Source organism: Shewanella sp. SG41-4, from assembly GCF_014164505.1.
GTDB lineage: Bacteria > Pseudomonadota > Gammaproteobacteria > Enterobacterales > Shewanellaceae > Shewanella.
Map to the genome: position 1 here is coordinate 1 of NZ_JACJFI010000038.1, position 25,077 is coordinate 25,077.

Sequence of the window (25,077 nt, forward strand, 5' to 3'; positions counted from 1 at the left end):
CAGCGGTTGTCTGACGATAAGCTCTCCGGCGTGCGCATTAACCGCGCCGACGGTAATACCTTGTATTTAACTGAGGTACCTAAAGATCTTAAAATTGGCGTGATGATGTTCCGTAACTTCGATCATAAGTTTGAAGCTATCCTAAATAAAGATTCTGCCACCCGTAAAATTGCTGTTGATATGCAATTTTTTGATAGCGATGACGGCGTTGGATTAACCATTACAGATATACACGGTATAAGTGCAACCGTTACCTTAGCTTGCGATAAAGCTCCTGCAAATGATCAAGCTAAAACGGCCGAAAACCTCAAAAAGCAGCTCAGTAAACTTGGCAGCAGTGATTTTGTGTTGAACAAGATTAATTTACTGACTGAGCAAATGTGGTTTTTGCCTGCCTCAGTAGTCAACGAGCTACGCCGCGATGCGGTTAGTGCATTAATGGCCACAAGGGTGACGAGTTATCAACGACCAGAGCGTTGGGTGCATGATAAAACAGCACGTTTCCCACAAAAAGCATTGAGCTTTTTATCTAACGTGGCGAACGAAAAAGCGAAATCGTTTTATCATCAGCATGGGGTGATTCAAATTGAAGATACCTATGAGAAAAATAACGTGTTGCATGATGCACCGTTAATGGTGACTAAACATTGTTTACGTTACAGCTTTAACTTATGCCCTAAAGAAGTTGAAGGGATTAAAGCCGACCCAATGTTTTTAGATGTAGGTAAAGATAAATTGAAGTTGGTGTTTGACTGCCATAAATGTGAAATGATGATTGTTGGCTCCAACCAATTAGTGAAACAATAACGGCATCGCAGCGAGATTTTATTCATCATATTTTCTCCAGTGGCAGCATTACGCTTGCCACTGGGTTAGTTTTTCAAATAAGCTGCAAAAATAACCATTAAATAGCTGCCCAAACTCGTGCGTTTCGAGTACACTGCGCGGCTGAAATTTCATGGGTTTTAGCCTGTGATACCTTAAGTAGGAAAGAATAGATTATGAGCGATAGCAAAAAATATGCTTTACGTGTTATTCAAATTGAAAACACTTGGAAAACCGAAATCACTCGTCGTATGACAGCGACAAAAACCATAGTATCAAAAAGCCAAGATGGTTTTGCTTCAGAAGCAGAAGCAACAGCATGGGGCGAACAAGCTCTGCAAGGTTTTTTATCTAAGCAAGCTGATCGTAATAAGCGTATAACTGAGAAACATCTTAAAGCTAAAAGCTTAGCGGTCGCTATTGCTGCAGAATCTGCTGTTGATGAAGAAGAGTTATTTGATTCAGAAGATGAAGACGACGAAGACGAAGACGAAGAGCTAAACTAAGTTTTACCGACGATGTAAATGTTATCGATAAGTTTCAATTTTTGTATGTTCAGGATAGGATATACAAGATTAGAATGATTTTTAGTCAACTTATCTCTTTCTTGACCAAATTAAGGATTCATTTGGATGAACAAGATTGCTGCAATTATCGGATACTCGGGGTGTTTAGGGATAATATTCCTTTTCCCGAGTAGTGTATCTGCAACACCTCCAGCACAGATGACATTTGGTGAAGTTGATGGTACATCAGGTGCTATGGTGATGTCTGGGGATGTTAAACAACTCACTGCGTTATCTGCAAAATTTGGTTTTTTACCGCCATTAGATTGGAAGCTTGCATTCAGCGATAAACGTGGCGACATGACAATGGCTGAGTTTATTCCAGCCAATGAATCGTTAAATGATTGGTCTCGTTTAGTCTGCATGCAGGGATTTAAAGGCTTAGCAAATGACGTTGATCCTGACCAGTTTTTAGATTCGATGGCGGCGACTTACCAAGAGAATTGCGAAGGCAAAATAGTTTATCAACAGCTTGGCAGTTCTAAAGTTGATGGGCTCGAGGCTGTACATGGTTTATTAGGCTGCACCAGTATGCCAAATATTCATCACTCTTCAGCGGTGGTTGAAGCGTCTTATATCACTCGTCCACAAGGTGAAATGGGATATTTTACGGTGGTAAGTGATGACGAAAATGTCTATCTAATCCATAAATCTATTCGTACAGCCATTTTTACGACAGAGACAGCTCCTATCACCATCGATAATTATCGTACCTTCATGACCCAACCCTAGCGCCGAGATTTAGCACTAACATTTAGCACTAATATTTAGCACTAATATTTAATGTCAAAATCTAACGCCAACATTCGCGCTATATTCAGATATTCGCGCCATATTGATATAGTTGTTGGCCATTTTCTAGTGTTATTGCCAACATGTTGAATCCGCTACAAGCTGAATAATCTGTGAGTTAAGGTTTTGTTGGTATCAAGTTCACCTTGGGATCCGTTATAATCGCCGCGCTAATATTTTATGATGCCACTCATTAGTCAGACAGTACCATGGTACTCAATGCTAAAGCAGGCATAACAATACTTATTTTCAAACATGAGTTGAATATCAACTCATGTTAATTAATAGTCAATCTTTACGGTGCTTGCTTAGGGTCGATAGACCAAAGCAGGATAATCGGGAAACCAGTGTAAATCTGGTACTGCCCCCGCAACGGTGATTGGTGAGAGTCAGGTGCGCAATAATCTTGCGTTAATCATCTCGACTCGCGTGCGTTTACTTTAATGTAACGCCACAACCTCAGTCCGGAGACCGGCCTTAAAGGTGATTTCGATGATTTCGGTGGGCAGATCTCGAAATGTAATGTAATACCGCGTGTCGGCTTATTTTACAGAATATTTCTGTAAAATAGGGCGCAAGTGGTGCTCTATATTGCGGCGTTACTGCCCCATTTTTCCTTTCAGGAGTTAAAGGTAAATGGGTACTAAACCAACACAAATTGCACTGTTATTAAGTGCTGTCTTCAGTGTCGCAAGTGTTAATGCTATTGCGATTGAATCAGTTGATACATCCCCCTCGTCTTCGGCTAGTAACATGGTTGAAACCATTGTAGTTATTGGTCGTAATACTGCCCAACCATTAAATATTGCTGCTAACATTAATGTCATTGATGCTGCAGACATTCAAATGAGCGGAGCGACTAATTTAACCGACTTATTACGTGGACAATCTGGTATTCAGGTGTCGGATAATAACTCGGGCAGTGTATTCTCTATGCGTGGTTTTTCTGCATCACAAGCAGCCAATAACACGCTGATCTTAGTCGATGGACGCAGACTGAATAATATTGATATTGCTGCACCGAGTATTGAGTCGATCCCGATTAATTTAGTTGAGCGTATTGAGATTTTATCAGGCAGTGCAGGTGTATTGTACGGTGACCAAGCTGTTGGCGGCGTTATCAACATCATCACCAAAGCTCCGACAGAAACTGGTGGTGGCTTACAGATTAGTGGTGGCAGTTTTGATACCTATGAAGCTAAAGGCGATATTTCGGGTGCCATCAACGATGCATGGCGTTACTTTTTAGCGGCGAGCTATAACGAAAGCGATAATTACCGCGATAATAATGACAATGAAACCAGTTCTATTCTAGGCCGCTTGCAATATCAAACAGATACCGAAGACTTTTTTGTTGAAGTTAATTATTTTGATAATGATCGCCAAACACCGGGCGCGCTAACGCTGGCGCAATACGAAGCCGATCCTCGTCAAGTTGCAGCTTTTTCAGAGGGTGAATTCTCTCATGAAATCACCACAGCACTTCGCAGTGGTTATCAATATCAACTGAATAATATTTGGGCTTTAGGTGCTGATTTAACTTACTCAGATACATCAACCGAGAGTGTGTTATTTGGTGGCGCAGGGCATATTGATCGCAATTTATTGAGCTTCTCACCTAAAGCAACGGCTAACTATCATTTAGATCATGGTGATTTGAATTTTGTTGCTGGTATTGATGTGAATAAAGGTGAAGCGGATTTCGATACACTTTATATGCAACGAAATAATGAACAGACACAAAAGAGTGCCTATGTGCAAGCATCGGTACCGATAACGCCGACATTATCTTATGTTGTTGGTGGCCGTTATTCTGAAGTGACTGACGATTTATATGACCAATTACTTTACCCTAATCGTGTTGAAATCGATAATGACGCTCATGCTTTTGAGTTAGGTCTAAATTATCGTCCAAGCAGCGAACATCGTTTTTATGTCCGCGCAAATGATAACTTCCGCTTTGCTAAAGTCGATGAACAAGCTTACACCCCGCTTGATGTACAAGGTTTGAATCCACAAACAGGTCGCTCTTATGAAGCCGGTTGGGACTTTACTACCTCGACGCAAACATTGAAAATTAATGCTTATCAACTTGAGTTAGAAGATGAGATTGTTTACGAAGGCGGTCGTACAGATGGGCCTTATGGTGGTGGTGCTAACGTAAACGCCGATGAATCTCGCCGCTTTGGTGTGAGCACAGCTTATGAGGTCCAGTTATCAAATGACTGGCTACTAGGTGCATCGTACGACTATATTGATGCCGAGTTTACTCAAGGTGAGAACGATGGCAAAGCGTTATCTTGGGTGGCAAAACATTCAGGTAAAGCCTTCGTAAGCTATGATTTTACTGATAATTGGCAAGCTTTTGTTGAAGGTGTATACACTGGCGAGCGTTACATGGAAGGCGACAACAGTAATACCGGTGATAAGTTAGACAGTTATGTATTAACCAACTTAGCCTTAAATTATCGTCGTAATGCATGGACTGCCAGTTTGCGCGTAGATAATTTGTTAGACGAAGAGTATGTTGGTACCGGTTATTACTCAGTTTATGACGGTGTTGATTACTCTGGTTATTATTCTGGTACTGGTCGCTCAATAAGACTTACCGCGGGTTATCGTTTCTAGATTATCTTTTTAGCGAATAACCTTTCGAAAGCCAGTAAACTATTACTGGCTTTCGTTTTAATATGTCGTTAAATTAATGAATAAAGTGATTTATTCTAAGAAAAGGTAATTGATGAATATGACTAATCTTGAGCAACAAGTCCTTACTCAAGTTCAAGCTATTATTGGCAATGAAGAGCAAGTCATTGGTCGTCGTGGCATATTAATTCCATTAAAAAAATCTCTGATTAACGAAGCCGATATTCGAGTCGTTATTGATATCGTTTCAGCGGATCCTGCTTTGGCTGCACATTTATTGTTACGCAGTAATACCGCGCAAACAGCAGGCGTCATATCAACTAGAAGCCGTAGTGTAAAAGATGCCTTAATCCGTTTAGGCCAAGTGAACATTTATCGCTATGCGTTTTCGTTTTACCTCAAAGAAAGACTTGATGAGCTTTCAGAACCATACAAAAGGCTCGTTCAAGGCTATTGGGCATTAAATGAAACCATTGCGATGGATTGCATACAACTGTTACGTGAAGACAACGACATTGGTGTAGGCACTAAAATCGATGCGGATGAAATGCAAACATTAGCGTTGTTTAGTGTGTTTGGTCAGGTAATTGCGCTAACGGCTTTTGCCTATTTAAATGCAGAGCTTTCTCGACCAGTATCATTAAAAGTATTGAAATCGCTTATTGAGAAACAACAACAACAGTTATCGCTTGAAGCATTTTCGTCATTAGGGCTAGATGATGATTTACGCGAAGAATTTTTGATTGCACATAACTTACGCCAAACACAAAACCCAGATTCTCCAGGACTTGTGCTTCGACGCGTACTATCTAAACGAGGTTTATTAATCAACCCGTTGTAGATTTATACCTTCACTTGCTACCAGCTCGAGCCACTTTTGGATTAAATTTGCATTAGTGGCATCGCGGCGATAGGCTCCAAACAATGGACGTTTTAGTCCTTCTGCTCCTAATTTAACCGCAGTAAGGTTTAGCCCCTGACTCTCTTTAATAGACCAAGTTGGTAGGGTTGCTACGCCGTCATTACAGGCAACTCGTTGTAATAACATTGACGTTAAATCGCACTGTTTTTGCTCACCAGGTTCAATCCCCGCGGGTTCTAAAAAGTGTTTGTATATGTCTAAACGCGCTAAAGGCACTGGGTAGCTAATTAAGGTTTGCTTTGCCAATTGTGCTGGCGTTACAAACGCTTGTTTCGCTAATTCGTTATCACTGGCAACAACCAATTTCACCTCAAAATCAAATAGATGTTGATAAGCGACACTGTGTCCTGGCACGGGGTCCGATGTTAGCACTATGTCTAAACTTCCCGTCTCCAATGCATTGAGTGAATCAAATAAGTGACGACTTGAAATATCAATTTGAGCTGCTGGCGCATGCTGTTTAAATTGCTCAATAACGGGCATTAACCAACGAAAACAACTGTGGCATTCAATACCGAGCTTAAGCTGTTGGTTTTCCCCCTCTAAACCGCGTTTAAGATCCGACTCGGTTGCAATCACTTTCGGTAAGATTTCTTCCGCTAAATTCAGCAGACGTGAACCTTCATGAGTAAACATTAACGGTTTGCTCTTACGCACAAAAATAGTTGAGTTTATCCGTGTTTCTAACTCTTTTATTTGATGAGAAAGCGCCGACTGGGTTACAAATCGTTTTTTAGCTGCACCCGCTAAACTGCCACTTTCTTTTAACGCCATCAAGGTGCGAAGGTGTCTAAGCTCTATCATTTTCTCTCCACATGAATCTTGCTCAACTATTTGATGAAATCAATTCGATTGCTTGACTGCAGAGTAACACAATAAACTTCTAGACGTCCAGACGCCTATGTAGCTTTTCTACATAAATGGCTATAAATTTTTGCTCAACGAAAAGGAAAGCAGTATGAAAGTTGCAAGTTTAGGATTTCCCCGCATAGGACGTCAGCGTGAATTGAAGTTTGCTTTAGAGCGCTACTGGCGCGGTGAAGCAACATTAACGGAGCTGAAAAACGTTGCTAGTGAATTAAAACGCACTCATTGGCAGTGGCAAGCAGATGCCGGTGTTGAATTATTACCAGTAGGGGATTTTGCTTATTATGACCAGGTGCTAACCCTGAGCGCGACCTTAAATGTTATCCCCGATCGTCATCGTGCCACTCAAGCTGATGGCAGCCAAGCCGCTATCGATATAGACACTTTATTTCGCGTAGCTCGTGGCCGTTCGCAAACAGGCCAGCATGCCTGTGCGGCAGAAATGACCAAGTTTTTTAATACTAACTACCATTATCAAGTACCAGAATTGAGTGTTGATCAAACATTCGTAATCGCCTTTGAACAACTGTTTGAGGACGTCACTGAAGCGCAGCTATTAGGCCATCAAGCAAAACCGGTACTGCTTGGTCCTGTAACGTATTTATATTTATCTAAAAACCTAGGTGAGTTTAATAAGTTGTCGTTATTACCGCAGTTATTGGTTGCTTATCAACAAATTTTGTCGCGCTTTGCAGCCCAAGGTGTGAGTTGGGTACAACTTGATGAACCCGTATTAGCGGCAGACTTAACCGATGAATGGCAACAAGCTATTTGCCACAGTTATCAATTTTTAGCGCAACAAAAGCCGGCATCAATAAAGATTTTACTCGCCAGTTATTACGGTTCTATTGCTCATCATCAAACACTGGTGAGTGCATTACCGGTTGATGGGCTACATCTTGATTTAGTCACCGCACCAGAACAGCTTGATGTGTTTGTTAATGCACTTTCTAACCAACAAGTTCTCTCAGTTGGAGTGATTAATGGCCGTAATGTGTGGGCTGCTGATGTTGATGTGATTGCACAAAAACTGACCGAGTTAGCGACCGCATTAGGTGATCGTTTGTGGGTTGCACCTTCATGTTCATTGTTGCATTGTCCTGTGGATGTTGAGGTTGAAATTCAGTTAATTGCTCCATTGCTTGGCCAATTAGCTTTTGCGAAACAAAAATTATTTGAACTTAACGAAATTCATCAATTAATCATTGAGCAAGGTTCTGCAACTAGCCAAGTGATTATTGATCGTTGCCAGCAACGCCGCTTAGCAAAAGCTGCTGCAGCTAATCAACAGGTTGTGCAACGTGTGTCGCAGTTAACCGCGGATGATTTTGAACGTAATAGTCCATTTTCTGGCCGCATCATTGCCCAGCATCAAAAGTTAGCTCTGCCATTACTACCGACAACAACCATAGGTTCATTTCCGCAAACGCCAGCCATTCGAGGTTTACGCAGTCGTTGGCGTAAAGGAGAAATCAATGACAGTGATTACCGATTACAACTTGAGCAAGTCACTCAAGACACCATATCTCGTCAACTTAAATTGGGTATCGACGTGCTAGTTCACGGCGAAGCTGAGCGAAATGACATGGTGGAGTATTTTGGAGAACAATTAGACGGTGTAGGGTTTACTCAATTTGGTTGGGTGCAAAGTTATGGTTCTCGTTGCGTTAAGCCGCCGTTAATTTATGGCGATGTGTCTCGCCCCAAACCAATGACGGTCGACTGGGCTACCTATGCGCAAAGCTTAACCGACAAGCCCGTTAAGGGCATGCTAACGGGTCCGGTGACCATTTTACATTGGTCGTTCGCTCGTGAAGATATTCCCCGTAAAGATATTGCTAACCAACTTGCATTAGCAGTACGTGACGAAGTGGTCGATTTAGAAAGCGCAGGTATTGGCATTATTCAAATTGATGAACCTGCATTTCGTGAAGGTTTACCGATTAAACAAAGCCAATGGGCAGATTATTTAACCTGGGCGGTGGATGCGTTTAAGTTATCGGCAGCAGGTGTTGAAGATTCAACTCAAATACATACGCACATGTGTTACAGCGAGTTCAATGACACCATTAATGCCATAGCGGCGATGGATGCAGACGTTATCACCATTGAGACGTCACGTTCACGTATGGAGCTACTGAGCGCCTTTGAAGATTTTCACTATCCTAATGAAATTGGTCCCGGTGTGTATGACATTCATTCGCCAAATATTCCAACCGTTGATGAAATGGTCGACTTAATAACTAAAGCGTCGCAAAAAGTGCCGGTGAAACAGTTATGGGTTAATCCTGATTGTGGTTTAAAAACCCGTACCTGGGATGAAGTTGAGCCCGCGCTGCGGAATATGATTGAAGCGACTAAAGTGCTTCGACGTCGGTTCTAATTGGGATGAACTCGTTATAGATAACATTGATTTAAATGAAAATAATTTATCAATATTAGCTGGCAGACATGGCGAAGCCAAATGTAGACTTGGCAATTGTATGTAGTTGAATTTGGTTGTTCTCTGTTGAGATTAGTTGAAAAAAACTTATCTTAGGGAAAAATGGTGTGAGCACCCCCCGGATTCAACGGCTTACCGTTATCTGTTTATTATTCAACGATACTGCGGTGAATAGCGCTATTGTTTACTACACTGAAACTAAAGATGTGCAGTTAACAATAGGAGCTATTATGAGTCACACTTATAAAGTCATTGAACTCGTGGGATCATCACCAATAAGTTCAGATGAGGCGGTCAAAAATGCGATTGCAGAAGCCAATAAAAGTTTACTACATTTACGCTGGTTTCAAGTTATCGAAACTCGAGGCCATTTAGAAGAAGGCCTAATTGCTCATTGGCAAGTGACCATTAAAGTGGGTTTTACCTTAGACTCTAATGCCTAATGCTCATTTTGTTTATGCGTCTCTTGGTAAACCTTTTTGTATTGATCTAATCACTCGTTGAGTTTTACGTGAAAGCGCCAACAGTGGCGCTTTTTGTATTTGTTGCACCAATGCCCATTCAATATGTTCAAGTACCATATCATCTACTTCTTCACTGTTTTTTCGTTGCTCTAACGCCACAATAATGGCCTGATTAGCTGGGGCATTACCTAATGCAATCGCGATATTACGTAACCAGCGTTTATGACCAATTCGTCGAATCGCACTACCTTCAGTTTGGCTGAGAAAATAAGGTTCAGACCAAGCAAATAGAGTCAGTAAATCGGGTTGAATAAGTGCACTGCGAGTATGAAAATCTGTCTCTTGGGTTAGTGGTGCTTTGGCATTGACTGGACACACCAGCTGACAGTCATCACAGCCATAAATACGATTGCCTATAAGCGGGCGAAACTCTTCTGGGATAGCGCCCTGTAATTCAATGGTCAAGTAAGAGATACAGCGTCTTGCATCGACAACATAGGGCTCGACAATCGCATCAGTTGGGCATGACTTTATGCAAGCAACACAAGTATTGCAGCCTTCTTCAATCGGGATATCTAACGGTAACGGTAAGTTAATGAGTAACTCGCCAAGAAAAAACCAGCTGCCTGCATCTGGGTGTAAAATTAGTGAGTGCTTGCCTGTCCAGCCTAGTCCCGCTTTGTCGGCTAATGGACGTTCTAAAATAGGTGCAGAATCCACAAACGGTCTAAAATCGGTTGCATGAAAGTCGAGCTGTTGGCAATACTGGTTAATTTTATCGCCAAGCTTTTTTAGCCGTTGTCGGATTAATTTATGGTAATCACGTCCACCTGCATAACGAGAAATATAACCTAGATTTGGGTCGGTTAAATTACTGGCAAAGCCAGCGTCTGGCGGTAAATAATCCATCCGAGCGCAAATAACTCTAATGGTTCCTGGATGTAATTCAGCGGGTCTAGCACGCATCATTCCGTGATTAGCCATATAGCCCATCTCACCGTGATAGCCCTTATCTAACCAGTCTTGTAATGCCGCCTCATGTTGAGTTAAGTCGACATCAGCAACACCAATATGAGCAAAGCCAAGTTCTTTACCCCAAAGCTTGATTTGCCTGTTGAGCACATCAAGTTGAGCCGCTGTCAATGGACAGGGCTCGCTTGTTAGATTAGTTCCTAGATCAGGAATAGGATTTGGAGTTAATGCTGGGGTAGTTGCTGTCATAACGCTGTCATTGAGTAAACATGTGGAAATTATACTCGTTTTACTCAGCTTTGACACAATTACGACCCGCAGCTTTGGCAGAATAGAGTGCTTTGTCTGCTTTTAGCAACAACGGCGATAACTCTGTTTCGTTACTATAACTCGCCACTCCAGCACTGATGGTTTGATGCAGGGTTGGCGAAATCTGGGTCCAGTCGTAATCAGCAATGGTCTCAATTAAACGATTAGCTATTTCAATGGCTTTCGCTTTGTCGATATTAGGTAATAAAATCAAAAACTCTTCACCACCAACACGTCCAACTACATCGGTATCTCGCATCATACTAGTACTAATAGAGGCCAATTTTACGAGTACTTTATCGCCCATCTCATGGCCTAAAGTGTCGTTAACGATTTTAAAGTGGTCGGCATCAAAAGAGATGATTGAAAAAGGTTTGCCCGACTGTTGTGATGATTTCAGGAAATAATTGCCTTGAGAATAGGTGTCACGTCTATTGGAGAGCTTAGTGAGCTCATCAGTTAGCGCTAAACGTCTAAAGAGCTGTTTTCGCATGACTTGCTTGTAAGCAAATATTGATACGATCATTAAAATAATGGCGACTAAAATAATAATGATTATTTGCATGTTTTCGTTGCGCTGTAAAATCTGTAACTGTTGTTCTTTATCTTGGTCTCGTTGTACTAGCCATTCATTTTCGGTTTGAATTTTATTAGTATCAAAACGTGCTTGCATTTCTGAATTGCGATCAGACATATTTTGCTTATCAAGTGCCATATGCATTTTGAGAAATTGTTGCAGTGTTATTAATGCGTTTTCAATATCTCCTTTAGCTTGGTAGATATCGCTTTTGAGATAGATGTTTTCACTTTCTCCACGTTGATTTCCACCACGGTTAAAATCAATGGATGCAAGTTGACTGTATTCAAGGGCTTTATCTAACTCATTTTTAGCTAAATACGCTTGTGCGAGATATAACATTAATGAACTATGCGGCCCATCATTACTGACTGGGACTTCTTTTTCTGCTTCCTTTAACAGCACTAGTGCCTCATCGATTTTATCCAGTTTAATCAGATTTCCTGCAATATTGGTTTTGGCATCAGCAATAGCAATGTTATCTTTTTGGGTTTTCCAGAAGGTGAGCGATTGTTTAAATCGGGCAGTAGACTCCTCAATGCGTCCAAGCTCTAAAAGTGAAAACGCGATCTGATTATTGATGTTATCGGCTTCTATTAATTGATTGGCCTTAAGGTACATTTTTTCAAGTTTTATTTGGTATTTGAGGGCTGTTTCTGCATCCCCAAAACGTCGATAACTTGCCGCAAGTTCACTCAAGTTATCATTAGCCCAATAAGTTAAATTAAGATTTTCATACAATTGCTGGGAGGTAATTAAATCTTCTAATGCTGAGGCATAGTTGCCTTGATATGAAAGCATAGACCCTCGAATACTCCTACCGTCAGCAATGAGTCTAGGGTCTTCAAGTTCATATGCGCTATTTATTGCGTTAGACAGATCTTCCAATGCTTCATCTAGTTGCCCTGAAAACTGTTTGTAATATCCTAAACATAATAATAAATCGGTATGGATGGTCGAAGGGTAAGGTTCTGAATATATAAGGATTTGCTGTTCTGCATACTTAATAGCATTGGCAAGTTCGGTATCGGTAGTAGAAGGCTGGTTCCAGCAATTTAAACGTATATATAATTTTTGACGTATTTCATCGTCAGCGGCAATAATCTGCTTGAATTGGATTAGCAAATTTTCGCCTTCAAGTTGGGTCTTATAATCAGCTAAATCAAGTTTTTTAAAGATGGCATCAGCTTTTGCATTCTCATAATAAGCAGCGAAAATAGCAGGAGAATAAATATTTAGCGCTATAAAAATAGCGAGAAAAAAAAGAATAGTTAATTGTTTTTTCAAAGTAACAAGCCGCTCGTTTGATTTATAATTTTTAGTTAACAACAATGTTTATGATGTAGTGTTCATTATGCAGTGATTATTGTAACACTGTTGTATATATGTTTGTTATCAATGGTGTGTAATTATTGTCCATCTCGAACATATTCGCAAAGGTAAATTGATGTAATCTGCAGACTACATTCGGTATTTATAGTGTCATTCACTCATTAAACTTATGTGTTGCAGTAGTATTATAGTAAAAACTCATCATACAAATCGTAAAAAATAATGTCATAATTGAGCTAGATTGTGCCAATTTACCTAAATAACCTAACTCGGGATAATAAACGGTCATCAAACAATCCTTTGTCTCGCTAACTGTGTTGCATTGACGTGCAATAGGCTAGCTATTGACCCGTCAATGCGTCTTGTGAGTAAAACAAATGACAAGTTTGATATGAAATTGGCCGAATGTTGTAATTTTGCATTACATATCCCAACTCTTAACCCGAGTTGAGGTTAAGTAAAAGACGTATCACTCCATCGTGATGCCATTCGAGTGTGTTTGGTCTTGCCTAATTTCAAACAAATGGCTTGGTTATTGTGTGAGCGAACACGCTGATTTGAATCAAGATGGAGCATTTTAATAGAGAGAACACCATGACAAAAGTTGACCCGCAATATCAAGAAGTAGCAAAACAAATTTCGTATAACGTAGCAAACAAAGTGCTGCCGATGGACAAGTTACCTGAAACACTACTTGAGGCCTATGAAGGCTTGTTTACCGAACTTATTGAAGACAAAGCCAATGGGTTTACTCATGCTTGGGATGCATTGCCTGCGAGTGCGCAAAAGTTTATGACCAAAGCAGAATTTCATGGTTTTTATATTGCTAATGCGTGGATGCAGCTAAGCCGTGTTGCGCAAGAAATTGCTGACAGTGCGGATTCTGAAGAAGAGATGGATAATAACGAATATGATGGTGTATTTGGGCGTCTTGCGGAGCAGTCGTTGAAAGAGTGCTTACGTAAGCTTAAAAAAGCGCGCACCGACCGCCCATTGTTGAATAGTTTTAAGCTAGTGATGTCGGCATAAATTTACTGTTATTGCAGACATAAAAAAATCCCAACTTAGGTTGGGATTTTTTATGGACAAAAAGCGCATAACTGTTTCAATTAATGAGTTTTACTCTCACAGTAATATGATCAGCGCTTTACAATACTAAAGCGCTGAATAGCACTTATTAGTTATTAGAATGAAGTACGTTTGTAACGACGATATTCAGGTTCCCAGAAGTTAGCTTCAATTGATTGTTGCAGTAACTCATCGGTACAAGGTAATGCTAAACCTTGATCAATTGCGGCTTTAGCAACAGCAAAAGCAATATATTTACTGACAGTTTGAATATCTTCTAGGCGAGGTAATAGCGAGCCAACACCTTCTTTACCTAATGGTGAACACTCAGCTAAAGCACGGCTTGAAGCCATTAACATTTCATCGGATACACGCCTTGCACCGCAAGATAATACCCCTAAGCCAATGCCAGGGAAGATAAAGCTATTATTACATTGCGCTATCTCGAAGGTTTCGCCATTGACGACTACAGGTTCAAATGGACTACCTGTCGCTACGAGTGCTTGGCCCGATGTCCAATTAAGAATGTCCTTCGGGGTCGCTTCTACACGGCTCGTTGGATTCGATAATGGGAATACTATCGGACGTTTACAATGGCTGTGCATTGCTCTAATGATTTCTTCAGTAAATAACCCCGGAGAACCTGATACTCCGATCAGTACCGTTGGTTTGGCATTGTTAACCACATCAAGTAACGAAATATTGTCACTGTAATTTTCCCATGCTTCTAGCGTGGCACAGGGTTGAGCTAGCTTCTGTTGGAAAGGGAGTAGGTTAGGCATATTATCGAGTAATAAGCCCCAACGGTCGACCATAAACACTTGCGAACGCGCTTGCTGATCGCTAATGCCCTCAGACACCATTGTCGCTACAATCGCTTCGGCAATACCACAACCTGCGCTACCCGCACCTAAGAAGGTAATACGTTGTTCGCTAAGTTTACTGTTAGCGGCTTTACAAGCAGCGAGTAGTGAGCCAACTGTAACGGCTGCAGTGCCTTGGATATCATCATTGAAACTACAATATTGATCTTTATAACGCTCAAGTAATGGCATGGCATTTTTTTGCGCAAAATCTTCGAACTGAATTAATGCATCTGGCCAACGACGGCTGACGGCTTGCATAAATTCTTCAACAAATTCAGCATATTCATCGCCGCCAATACGCTGATGACGCCAACCCATATACATTGGATCTTCAAGAAGTTGTGGGTTATCGGTACCAACATCTAATGTCACCGCAAGACAATACGCAGGGCTTATGCCGCCACAACTTGTGTATAGCGACAATTTACCAATTGGGATCCCCATACCGCCAATACCTTGGTCGCCTAAACCGAGAATACGTTCTCCGTCAGTGACTACGATGACTTTTACTTTATGGCGGGTCGAGTTATTTAAAATATCATCGATACGATCTTTATTAGGATACGAAATGAATAAACCGCGGTTACGACGATAGTTTTTTGAGAAACGTTCACAGGCTAAACCGACCGTAGGTGTGTAGATAATCGGCATCATTTCACTGATGTTATTTCGCACTAAACGATAAAATAAGGTTTCGTTAGTATCTTGAATATTGCGCAAATAAATGTGCTTATCGAGATCATTGGTGAAGTTTTTAAATTGTGCGTAAGCACGAGCGGCTTGCTCATCAATGGTTTCAATTACCCAAGGAATGAGGCCTTCGAGGTTAAAATAAATTCGTTCTTCTTCACTAAATGCACTGCCTTTATTAAGCAGAGGTGATTCAAGAATCGCTGGGCCGGCAAAAGGAAGATAGAGGGGGCGTTTGTTATCGTCCATGGGGAACCTTAATATGTTAGATCCAGTTAGATCGTTATTAGAATAGGGCTGGTTTTTTTATGATTGTAGATTATCACGTCTGATCTTTTTTGTGGTCTGTTAAGTGAGTAAAATCACATTATTGTTAGGTACTTCTACTCATCACTTACTATTGTGTCATTACTATGTGAACAATCGCATGGTGTAAATGCAAAATTATTATTGTTTAAATGTAAACGCCACAAACAAAAATGCGCAGCCTAAGCTACGCATTCATAAAGTATTATCTCAACACCCTAGCGAATATTACTTACCGCGATGTTTGATTGATAAACCCTTAACGAAGTTTCTTAACACCTGGTCGCCACAAGGTTTATAGTTTTTATGGTCAGGGTTACGGAATAGCGCGCCTAATTCAGATTTAGTCATTGAAAAATCTGCTAAAGCTAATGCGGCAATAATATCTTCTTCACGCATTTCTAGCGCTACGCGTAATTTTTTGAACATGAGATTGTTAGTCAATTGCTTTAAAGGTGCTGGTACTTCAGCTCCTGGCTTTAAACCACGATTTTGAATGATCAAGCCATCTAAGAATTGACACATTAATGTGTCATTACATGCTTGATAACCTTCTTCTTCCTCTTTTTTCAACAGCGCAATAATTTGCTCTGAAGTCATCTCTACTTTGGCTTGGCTGAAAATGTTAATCATTTTGGCATTTGAATAGTCAAACACAAAGCGAATACGGCGAAGAATATCATTGTTAATCATAAGGCTCTCTGGCGCGGCTGCGCATATATGGTTTAGGTCAATTGACGAAACGCTATTATAACGGGTAATCATACATTAGTCAGATTATTCGTATGTGGTTAATTGTTTTCTTACTGCCTGGCGGATCTTGTCGTGCAAGCCAAAAACACGATCGATATTATCTAAATCCCACGAGGTGTTTTCGAGTATCACAACGGTTAATTGCGATTGCGGGTAATACAGCATTAAGCTGATGTAACCAGGAATATACCCTGAGTGGCTGTATTCAACTAAGCCTGCTTGTTGGCTGATTTGCAAACCATATCCATAGCCAGTGTCTCCCCAACGATGCTGCCTGATCGTACTTGCATGGGTCATGGCTTGATAGCTTGTGGCAGATAAAAACTGGCCCTGATGTAAACCGTTTATAAACTTAACCACACCCGCACTACTGGCTTGCATGCCACCAAATGCAATGAAGCCATTGTCAATTGTAAAATCTGTTAGTTGTGTGCGCTGCTGTTGTTGCTCTGTATAGCCATTCACTAAGCGTGATTGCTGGGTGTGAAGCTGTTCAATTGATCCGGTATCAGCATTGATATCAAGTTGATTTTTCACGGCAAACTGATTAACTAGTTGGGCGTATGGTTGTTGGTAAAGCTTAACTAATATATCGCCAAGCAATTTATAGCCATAGTTTGAGTAACGAAATTGACTGGCAGGCATAAATTGAGAGCCGGCATTAAGACTTGGTGGTGTCGGTGGCGTTATCCCTGAAGTGTGATTTAACAGTTGGCTAATCGTCACGGGGTGCTCGGGAATAATATCAAGGTAATCAGAAATGTTATCAGTCAATGTTAACTTTTTCTGGTCCACCGCCTGTAACACAAGCGTGGCTGTGACCGTTTTAGAAATAGATCCAATCATAAATAGACTGTCTGGTGTTATGCCGATACCTGCTTGGTAATTAACATAACGGGTAGTATTGTCGCTAATGACAATACTACCGCTAAAAGGTCTTGAATCGTTATCGATGACAGTTTGCACATCAGCTACAGTGAATTCAAATGCACTGAGTTGCAATGGCACAGATATTACAGTTAATGCTAAAAATAAATTGGCGATTTTTTGCAAGCCATTTTGTGGTAAGTGACTGATGCGGCTAAGCCACTGTGATGCGATCATTTTGTGAGATACCAATAAATAAACAAGACAGCGAAGCCCACTAAATACAATAAACCAATCCACGACAACCCAACCATAACAGGGCCATAACGATGCTTTTTAGCTAAAGTGTCACTGGTCATTAACCGAAAATTAAGCCATGCAAAAATAATCGTGGTCATAAAGGCAAGGATCATTACAAACTCAAGTAGTGGTAATAATGAGCCTTTAAAAAATAAAATGAGTAATAAACCGAGGGCACTCACAACTAACATGACTTGAGTTAAATAGCTGCGTGATGACGTGTTGTTAGACAATAGTTTCCAGCCCATATCGAGTGTGCGGCTATAACCATCGATGACGGTCACTGTGGTGCTAAATATACATAAAAACGCTACAATTCCAATTAAGTACCGACTTTCATTACCCATGACCTGGCTATAAAGGGTGATCAATTGTGAGGCAAATACTGCACCTGAATCGGAAAAGCGCTCGCCACTGCCGTGCATCACTAATGCACCTAACGCTAAAAATACAATCGCCAGTAATGCGGTAGTCACATAGCCTAGATTAAAATCAAAAATAGCTTGTTTAGCGGTGACTATTTGAGTTTTACGTTTTTCGATTAACCATAACGAGTTCCAAGTACTGACTTCTATCGGAGCTGGCATCCAGCCCATCATCGCCACTAAAAAGCCGACATACGCCCATTGCCAGGGAGATTCACTGACCACTGGAGTGCCGAATCCGCTATGACGATTAAAAGCCAATGCCACGGCAACTAAGGTGGTGATCGTAAGAGCTAACATGATAATTTTGGTCATTTTATCAAGCAGTTTGTAGTGGCCGAAAATTAATAATGCTAATGAGCTGGCCAATACAATTAGGGCTAACACGTCAATTGATAGCGGAATAAACTGGGTTAACATTGCCGCCGTTAACATACATACCCCAGCGGTACTGGCAATGGCGGCAATAACATTAAGCCCAGTAAACAGCATTAAATATCCGCGGCCTTGCTTTTGGTAACCGTGCAATAAACTTTCATCAGTTGCGGCTGTGTAGCGAGCGCCAGCGGCGAAGAAAGGATACTTAACGATATTGACTAATAAAATGAGCCACGCCAGTTGCCACCCAAATTCGGCACCCGCTCGAGTAGAGGCGACTAAGTGAGAAGCGCCAATTGCGGCGGCGGCCATTAAGATTCCTGGTCCTGTGGCTTTAAACAGTGTGTTAACACGAGATATCCACGGTACGGCTGATGCAGTTTGTTGATTAAGCATGTTAAAAAAGACCTAGTTTGATTGTTTAGCGGTTAATGATCGTTCTATTCGCAATAAGGTGGCGTTCATTTGTTGTAGATTGTCGAGGATTAATACATCGGTATTTGGACGAGCTGATGCGCTGTTTTGCCGTTCACTGAGTTGTGTTTTTTGTGCCAGTACTTGTGCTCTAAAATCGACTACATTTATGACGCCAATTAAGCTAATTAACGCCCCTGCGCCAGATTGCCCGGCGGTTTCTACGGTAAGTTTATGAATGCCAAACATGCGCATAATGGGACCTTGGATAAGTGCCATATCGGTGATTTTATCCAATGGAACGGTATTTTCTGTTCGAGTAAACAACCCTTTGCGGACGATGAGTTTTTGCTCGGTTAATTCAGCACTCATGTTATTGATGTAACGCTTTGTCGCCAGTAATCCTAGGGGAAACCATAATAATAACAATGGAATACCAACGACACTTAGGAAAAGGAATACGCTGCCAGACAATAACCAGTACAGACCTAGGTTTGCATGAAAGTGGGCACTAACTAGGGTTTTGTCACTCATTTGATCTCCATATCAAAAGATTTTAAATTCACTTTTTTTAAGTATTTATTCTTGTGTAAGTAACTAGTTGCATTTACATTACTGGCTTGTGTTGACTTTGTTAAGAAATAACTTAACTTGGTTACGTAAAAATAAATCCGTACGAGTTGCACGTCGTTATAGTTTTAAACGGCAGTGTGCAGCAGTCAAGGATGTAAAACAATAAATTAACGTTAAGGATGATCATGAAAAAAACTAACCTATTGCGTAGTGCTTGCGCCATCGCCGTTTCACTGTCCCTTGCCCCTATCGCATTCGTTTCTCAAGCTGCCGAAGCCGGTGCACAATCAAAAGTTGAACGAATTGAAGTGACCGGTTCTCGTATCAAACGGACTGATATTGAAGGACCATCGCCAGTTCAATCGTTGAATAAAGACGATATTGCCAACATGGGTTTTGATAACCTACAACAATTGCTTGAACGTATGCCTGCAAACGGTTCTGGCGCATTTTCTACTCGTGGTAACAGCCAAGATTCTACCGCTAACGGTGGCGCATCAATCAGTTTACGTGGCTTAGGGCCAGATGCCACTTTGGTACTTATCAATGGTCGCCGAGTGGGATCGAGTGCCTTTGCTGAAGGGATTTCGAATTCATTTGTTGATATCAACAACATCCCTGTATCAGCAATTGAGCGCATTGATATTCTTAAAGACGGTGCTTCAGCTATTTATGGTTCTGATGCTATCGCTGGTGTGGTTAACATCATATTAAGAAAAGACATCGAAGGGCTTGAAATTAACCTAGGTTATGGCGACGACAGCGGTACGGGTTATGACGAAACCACAGCCAGCTTGGTGTGGGGCGTAAAAGCCGACAAAGGCAGTGCGTCAGTTATTCTTGATTACTTTACTAATGGTACTTTGTCAGCAAGCGATATGGGCCGTTTTGGCACTGCTAACCAATCACCTTATGGCGGTGAAGATTACCGTTCATCACGAGGCTTTCCAGGGTATTTTTATGTTAATGGTGTGAAAACCATCGATCCTGATTGCCCCGCTGAGAATGCCACAGCAAGTGGCAGTTGTTTGTTTGATTACGGTCCATACAATTTAACCATTCCAACGTCTGAGCGTGTTGGTGCTATTGGCCAATTTGATTACATGCTCGGTGAAGATTTAACTGCATTTTTAGAGTTATCTGTACAACATAACACCTCTGAAGCGGGTGGTGCACCAACGCCACTAGATGAAGATGCTGGTTTAACCGTGCCTGGTTCTCATCCTAACAATCCATTTGGACAAGACATTGATATCGGTCGTTACCGTACAGTTGATGCTGGAGCACGTCGTTGGGATATCGAATCAGATACCATGCGTATTGTTGCCGGTCTTCGCGGCGTTATCAATGATTGGGACTGGGAAGTATCAGCGCAACGTGGCCGCAGTGAATCTACTCAAACCGGTGACCGCTCGCAAGGTTGGGTAAGAACCGATTACTTACAAGCCGAAATAGATGCCGGTAACTACAACCCGTTTGGCGGCACTATGAACTCGCAAGATGTGATTGATCGCATCACCACAAGTCTAGTAAGACAAGGTAAGTCGAGCATCACAGCTTATGATGCGAGTATTTCGGGCCATGCATTTACCATCGCAGATCGCGATATCATGATGGCTGCAGGTGCAGAATACCGCGAAGAAAGCGTTAGTGACATTCCAGATGAGCAGTTCCAACGCGGTCTTATTTTTGGTACTGAAGCGGTGTCTGCATTTGGTTCGCGTGATCAACATGCTGCCTATGTAGAATTATCAATTCCTGTTGCCGATAACTTTGAATTACAACTTGCCGGTCGTTATGACAGCTACAGTGACTTTGGTTCAACCACTAACCCTAAAATTGCTTTCCAGTGGGGTATTAGTGACGAGATAACTGCACGTGGTTCTTGGTCCACAGGTTTCCGTGCACCATCATTAGCGCAAATTGGTTTAGGCCCTTCTGAAAAAAGTGACTTTTTAACCGATAGCTATCGTTGTGCAGCTGATAACGTCGACTGTGAATTGCTTGACTACAACTTTATATTTGCCGGTAACCCGAATCTTAAAGCGGAAGAGTCTGAGACTTGGAACGTCGGTATGATTTGGGCACCAAGTCAGCAGTTTGATATTGGTTTTGATTTATACAATATTCTCCAAGATCACAAAATTGACTCATTGCAAAACCAAGATCTTTACGACGAAAACTGTAATGATCAAAACAGCACTATTTGCTTACGTAATGCACCGCAAGCGGGCGAAACATTTGGCTCAATTGACGTAATCAAGTCAGCATTTGTCAATATTGGCTCACAAGAAGTACAAGGTATCGATTTATCTAGCCATTACGGTCTTGAGTTAAACAGCTATGGTGATATTAAGTTTGGTTTAGAGTACAGCTACTTAATCAGCTTTGAAAAAGAAGTTGATGGAACAACGATTGACTACACCGGTGAGTACGAGTATCCACAACACCGTTGGTTGGCAACAACCAACTGGAACATGGACGACTTTACGGCTAACGTTAACTTAAGCTATATCGGTGAGTTTGAAGACTACAACAAAACTCGTACTGTTGATGCACAGTTGTTAGTTGATATGTCTGGTTCATATCGTTTCAACGATACTGTTAAGTTATCTGTAGGTGTAAATAACGTGTTTGATGAAGAGCCATCATTTGCGATTGGTGATGGCGATGCTGACCTTTATGGTTACGCAATGGGCGTACATAACCCACTAGGCCGTTATATTTATACTAAAGTCACAATGAAGTTCTAATGGCAACGTCATAAGATATCGATAGCCACATTCACTTAAGGTGCAATGTGGCTTTTTTTATTGTACGAATTGATTGGATTACCCCAAAAGGATTCAACATGATTACATTATATGGAACTCAAAAAAGTCGAGCACTCCGAGTATCTTGGCTTTTAGAAGAATTAGGCGTTGAATGGCAATTTCATTTTATTGATTTTGCCAAAGGTGAAAATAAACGTGACGCATTTTTAGCCCTCAACCCTAGTGGCAAAATGCCAGTACTCACCGATGGTGACTTTGTGTTAACTGAATCCGCGGCCATTATGCGTTATTTAGCTGAAAAGTACGGCCAAGGTAAATGGTTACCAAAACCGGGCACTCAAGCGTCGGGTATTCATGAGCGCTGGATGAGCTTTGTGATTAGCGAACTTGAACAACCACTGTGGAGCATGGGTAAACATCGTTTTGCGTTGCCAAAAGAATTGCGCGTAGACGCCATGTTTGCTGTGGCTAAATGGGAGTTTGATCAAGCTGCTGCTATTGCAGAAACTTGGATACCAGAGTCTGGGTTTGTATGTGGTAGCTCGCCTATGGTTGCCGATATTTTACTCGCACAAACCTTAGGTTGGGCTTTGGGATTCGAGCAACATCTGCCGCCTAAGTTGTCCGCTTATCGCGATCGATTAAAGCAACGTCCTGCTTTGGCCGCAGCACTCGCCAAAACAGCACCACTTGTTAATGCAACGAAATAACAGGCATTAAAAAGGAAGCACAAGGCTTCCTTTTGATTATTTACTGGCAATATGCAGACTTTTTATAATTGAGTAGCAGCCCATTTCGCACGGCTTTCACGGCTTTCGCTCATGCCGTTATCAGCGCGATAAGCTTTGTATGCTTCAGCATCTAGTGCCACCAAACTCACATCTACTTCAAGTACAAGTTTGCATTCTTTTTTAATACGCCAAGCTGCGGCATTGTATAATTCAGTTAATGGCAAAGTGCTTAAAAATTCTGGATTGTATTGGGTATATAGCGCTTGAGTCGGATACACCACAAACGCTAACCGACGCTTAGGCTCTTTTTTAAAAAGCTCTTCAATACCGTCAGAGGTGTTGAGCACTTGCATTTCGATAATATCATCGATTTCTAGTAACTTTTTTTGAGCCGGAATAGGCGCTTCTCGCTCGCCAGATTCCCATGCCATCACGTCTTCATTACTGGCTTTAGTGATGCTAGCAACCTGTTCAGTTGTTAGGCCTAAAGACTGACGTAAACATTGAATTTCAATTGCATTTAAACCGGTATTTTTCGACATGATCGTTCTCATTGTTAGTGATAATTTGTTTAATAAGCGCTTATTATCTCGCGTTGGGTTCGTTAACTCCAACCTAGGCTAATAGATAAGACTATCGATTAAGCCACACGTCTTCGGCCCAATGCCAAAATGATTCCCATACTTTGTCGCTAAATCGGCCTTTTTTCCAAAACAACACTTGGCTTTCTTCATCAATACAATAAAAGCTATCACCGATTTGGCAAATGGCAATTTGTTCGCGAGGTAATCCAATAGACCAAGCATAACAAGCTACTTCAGGTAAGTAGGTATGTGAAGATGGATCGGCAGCGGTAACAGGTTCAAGCGTGCCATAAATAACATCGCTGCCATACAGTAAGAATTCTTTTAAATCATTGGGTAAACCAATTAAGATCTGTTCTTCAACTTCTACAAGTTGCTCAAAAGTTGGCAATTCTAACGGCACCGGTACGGTTTCGCTTAATTCTTGTAGTTGTTCAATAATGTCATTCATCGCATTGTCCAGCAGATCGTTTCGTAATGGGCGCGAGTATAGCAGATGTGATTGTTGCGGATCTTGTTTGGCAAAAAAAAAGCGCTCATATGAGCGCTAAAGGGTGGTGTGGATACTATGCAACTTGGCGTTGTGAGCTGTATAAACTTTGACGTTTGTAGCTTAACCACGCTTTGTGATACTGCTTGTGAGAGTCTTGACGCAGTTTAGCGATAGTGGCTTGTTCTATGTCATTTAAGCGTCTAGATGTGGCTTTAGCCTGAGACTCAATCTGTTGGATTTGCTCATAAACATGATGTTCAGGGCCACTTTTAATGTCGGCAATATCATTTAAATGAAATTGTACTTCAACCACCATTTGGCTTACGGGTAATTTCACTAATACATTTAAATCACGATAACCTGACACTTTAGGGTGAGCAAAACGATTTTTCAATTGCACAATTTCGGTGTATTGGCTCAACTGTTGGTAACTTGATAGCAAGCTTTTTACGTCATAGGCCACCACACTTGCCCGTGCTATATCGGTTAGTTGGCTGGCATCTCCATTAAATTTAGTTTGCACTTTTTGAGCCGCACGCTGATAACTTTTGGTAGCAGGAAGAATGGTTTTGGTATTACTTGATTGGTCAATGAAGTGAAGTAGGTCAATCAGTTCTTGCTGCGCCGCCGGTGCCCGTGACATCAGAGCATGCAAGTTATCACTATCTTGTGTCACCAAGTCGGTGTTGTGATCATAAAGCGCCATTAGCTGCTCAATATCATTAGATGATTTTTGGCTGAAGTCAGATGGCTGAGCTAGCTTGGTGTATTTAAGCTCGTTAGGCTGGGCAATAGCACCACGTGTAGACAGTAAAATTAAGAATATAAAGAAGGTACGAAACAACTTATTCATTGAATAGCTCCAGCATAATGTCTGTTAATCCAATGTACCGCTTTTTGGCTGAATAGGGGCTGAATGAACAAGGTTTAATGATATATATTAACTTGGCTATGTGTTGTATTCGTTTTTATTATCAAGTGGTTAGTTTTTTTATAATAAAAAAGGGCATCTTTCGATGCCCTTTTTTTTGTGTAAATGTGACCTAAGTCAGTCATTCGCCTTGGTGATTACCAAATTTTTACGCGACTAGCTGGCTCAATGTACATCTTGTCGCCTTCTTTCACGTCATAAGTGCTGTA

21 protein-coding genes and 1 riboswitch are annotated in these 25,077 nt (G+C 41.3%); of the genes, 10 read left to right on the forward strand and 11 right to left on the reverse strand.

Annotation, left to right across the window (positions count from 1 at the left end; all coding sequences use genetic code 11):
• The 5 genes from H5202_RS05905 to H5202_RS05925 form a co-directional block, all read left to right on the forward strand.
• A partial coding sequence (locus H5202_RS05905; RefSeq protein ID WP_182771244.1) for a DUF3656 domain-containing protein occupies positions 1-807 on the forward strand: 807 nt, incomplete at its 5' end.
• 194 nt (positions 808-1,001) lie between these two features.
• On the forward strand, positions 1,002-1,331 hold the full coding sequence (locus H5202_RS05910) for a DUF3622 domain-containing protein (protein ID WP_182771245.1): 330 nt from the start codon (positions 1,002-1,004) through the stop codon (positions 1,329-1,331).
• Between the two features lie 126 nt (positions 1,332-1,457).
• Entirely contained in the window at positions 1,458-2,123 is a 666-nt protein-coding gene (locus H5202_RS05915) for a hypothetical protein (protein ID WP_182771246.1), read from the forward strand.
• A 341-nt stretch (positions 2,124-2,464) separates the two neighbouring features.
• A riboswitch (cobalamin riboswitch) is annotated at positions 2,465-2,677 on the forward strand.
• Between the two features lie 142 nt (positions 2,678-2,819).
• A complete protein-coding gene (locus H5202_RS05920; protein WP_182771247.1) occupies positions 2,820-4,811 on the forward strand; it encodes a TonB-dependent receptor in 1,992 nt (663 codons plus the stop codon).
• Positions 4,812-4,929: 118 nt separating this feature from the next.
• Positions 4,930-5,670 (forward strand): HDOD domain-containing protein, encoded by a 741-nt coding sequence (locus H5202_RS05925; RefSeq protein ID WP_182771259.1) that lies wholly within the window; start codon positions 4,930-4,932, stop codon positions 5,668-5,670.
• On the opposite strand, the gene H5202_RS05930 is transcribed toward H5202_RS05925, so the two are convergent.
• Positions 5,653-6,555, reverse strand: a complete 903-nt coding sequence (locus H5202_RS05930) for a LysR family transcriptional regulator (RefSeq protein ID WP_182771248.1) — start codon at positions 6,553-6,555, stop codon at positions 5,653-5,655. The genes H5202_RS05925 and H5202_RS05930 overlap by 18 nt on opposite strands.
• A gap of 154 nt (positions 6,556-6,709) precedes the next feature.
• Between H5202_RS05930 and metE the strand changes: the two genes are divergently transcribed.
• Together metE and H5202_RS05940 are read left to right on the forward strand one after the other, a co-directional pair.
• Positions 6,710-9,001 carry a 5-methyltetrahydropteroyltriglutamate--homocysteine S-methyltransferase gene (gene metE, locus H5202_RS05935; protein WP_182771249.1) on the forward strand — a complete coding sequence of 764 codons (2,292 nt, stop codon included), beginning with the start codon at positions 6,710-6,712 and terminating at the stop codon, positions 8,999-9,001.
• Positions 9,002-9,291: 290 nt separating this feature from the next.
• On the forward strand, positions 9,292-9,504 hold the full coding sequence (locus H5202_RS05940) for a dodecin (RefSeq protein ID WP_041412796.1): 213 nt from the start codon (positions 9,292-9,294) through the stop codon (positions 9,502-9,504).
• A 12-nt stretch (positions 9,505-9,516) separates the two neighbouring features.
• On the opposite strand, the gene queG is transcribed toward H5202_RS05940, so the two are convergent.
• Both queG and H5202_RS05950 read right to left on the reverse strand, forming a co-directional pair.
• Positions 9,517-10,746: a tRNA epoxyqueuosine(34) reductase QueG gene (gene queG / locus H5202_RS05945; RefSeq protein ID WP_182771250.1), complete on the reverse strand. Its 1,230-nt coding sequence runs from the start codon at positions 10,744-10,746 to the stop codon at positions 9,517-9,519.
• Positions 10,747-10,786: 40 nt separating this feature from the next.
• Entirely contained in the window at positions 10,787-12,670 is a 1,884-nt protein-coding gene (locus tag H5202_RS05950; protein ID WP_182771251.1) for a tetratricopeptide repeat-containing diguanylate cyclase, read from the reverse strand.
• 639 nt (positions 12,671-13,309) lie between these two features.
• On the opposite strand from H5202_RS05950, the gene H5202_RS05955 reads away from it, so the two are divergent.
• Entirely contained in the window at positions 13,310-13,744 is a 435-nt protein-coding gene (locus H5202_RS05955) for a DUF3069 domain-containing protein (RefSeq protein ID WP_182771252.1), read from the forward strand.
• A 155-nt stretch (positions 13,745-13,899) separates the two neighbouring features.
• On the opposite strand, the gene H5202_RS05960 is transcribed toward H5202_RS05955, so the two are convergent.
• From H5202_RS05960 to H5202_RS05980, 5 genes are all read right to left on the reverse strand, one after another.
• On the reverse strand, positions 13,900-15,588 hold the full coding sequence (locus tag H5202_RS05960; RefSeq protein ID WP_182771253.1) for an NAD-dependent malic enzyme: 1,689 nt from the start codon (positions 15,586-15,588) through the stop codon (positions 13,900-13,902).
• Positions 15,589-15,873: 285 nt separating this feature from the next.
• Complete coding sequence (locus H5202_RS05965) at positions 15,874-16,338, reverse strand: DUF1456 family protein (RefSeq protein ID WP_182771254.1); 465 nt, start codon at positions 16,336-16,338, stop codon at positions 15,874-15,876.
• Between the two features lie 84 nt (positions 16,339-16,422).
• Positions 16,423-17,502 (reverse strand): serine hydrolase domain-containing protein, encoded by a 1,080-nt coding sequence (locus H5202_RS05970; RefSeq protein ID WP_182771255.1) that lies wholly within the window; start codon positions 17,500-17,502, stop codon positions 16,423-16,425.
• Positions 17,499-18,764, reverse strand: coding sequence for an Nramp family divalent metal transporter (locus tag H5202_RS05975; protein WP_182771256.1), 1,266 nt, complete (start codon positions 18,762-18,764; stop codon positions 17,499-17,501). Before H5202_RS05975 ends, H5202_RS05970 begins: the two co-directional genes overlap by 4 nt.
• 12 nt (positions 18,765-18,776) lie before the next feature.
• Positions 18,777-19,316 (reverse strand): PH domain-containing protein, encoded by a 540-nt coding sequence (locus H5202_RS05980; RefSeq protein WP_182771257.1) that lies wholly within the window; start codon positions 19,314-19,316, stop codon positions 18,777-18,779.
• Between the two features lie 224 nt (positions 19,317-19,540).
• Here H5202_RS05980 and H5202_RS05985 point away from each other — a divergent pair, with 224 nt between their 5' ends.
• Both H5202_RS05985 and H5202_RS05990 read left to right on the forward strand, forming a co-directional pair.
• Positions 19,541-22,108: a TonB-dependent receptor gene (locus tag H5202_RS05985; protein WP_182771258.1), complete on the forward strand. Its 2,568-nt coding sequence runs from the start codon at positions 19,541-19,543 to the stop codon at positions 22,106-22,108.
• A gap of 98 nt (positions 22,109-22,206) precedes the next feature.
• Positions 22,207-22,839 carry a glutathione S-transferase family protein gene (locus H5202_RS05990; protein ID WP_041412798.1) on the forward strand — a complete coding sequence of 211 codons (633 nt, stop codon included), beginning with the start codon at positions 22,207-22,209 and terminating at the stop codon, positions 22,837-22,839.
• A gap of 62 nt (positions 22,840-22,901) precedes the next feature.
• Here H5202_RS05990 and H5202_RS05995 read toward each other — a convergent pair whose 3' ends face one another.
• The 3 genes from H5202_RS05995 to H5202_RS06005 all read right to left on the reverse strand — a co-directional run bounded on the left by H5202_RS05995 (position 22,902) and on the right by H5202_RS06005 (position 24,790).
• Positions 22,902-23,402, reverse strand: a complete 501-nt coding sequence (locus H5202_RS05995; RefSeq protein WP_102036505.1) for a DUF4447 family protein — start codon at positions 23,400-23,402, stop codon at positions 22,902-22,904.
• A gap of 91 nt (positions 23,403-23,493) precedes the next feature.
• Entirely contained in the window at positions 23,494-23,895 is a 402-nt protein-coding gene (locus tag H5202_RS06000) for an SMI1/KNR4 family protein (protein ID WP_011636316.1), read from the reverse strand.
• Between the two features lie 115 nt (positions 23,896-24,010).
• Complete coding sequence (locus H5202_RS06005) at positions 24,011-24,790, reverse strand: GTP pyrophosphokinase (protein WP_011636317.1); 780 nt, start codon at positions 24,788-24,790, stop codon at positions 24,011-24,013.
• Positions 24,791-25,077: the final 287 nt, after the last annotated feature.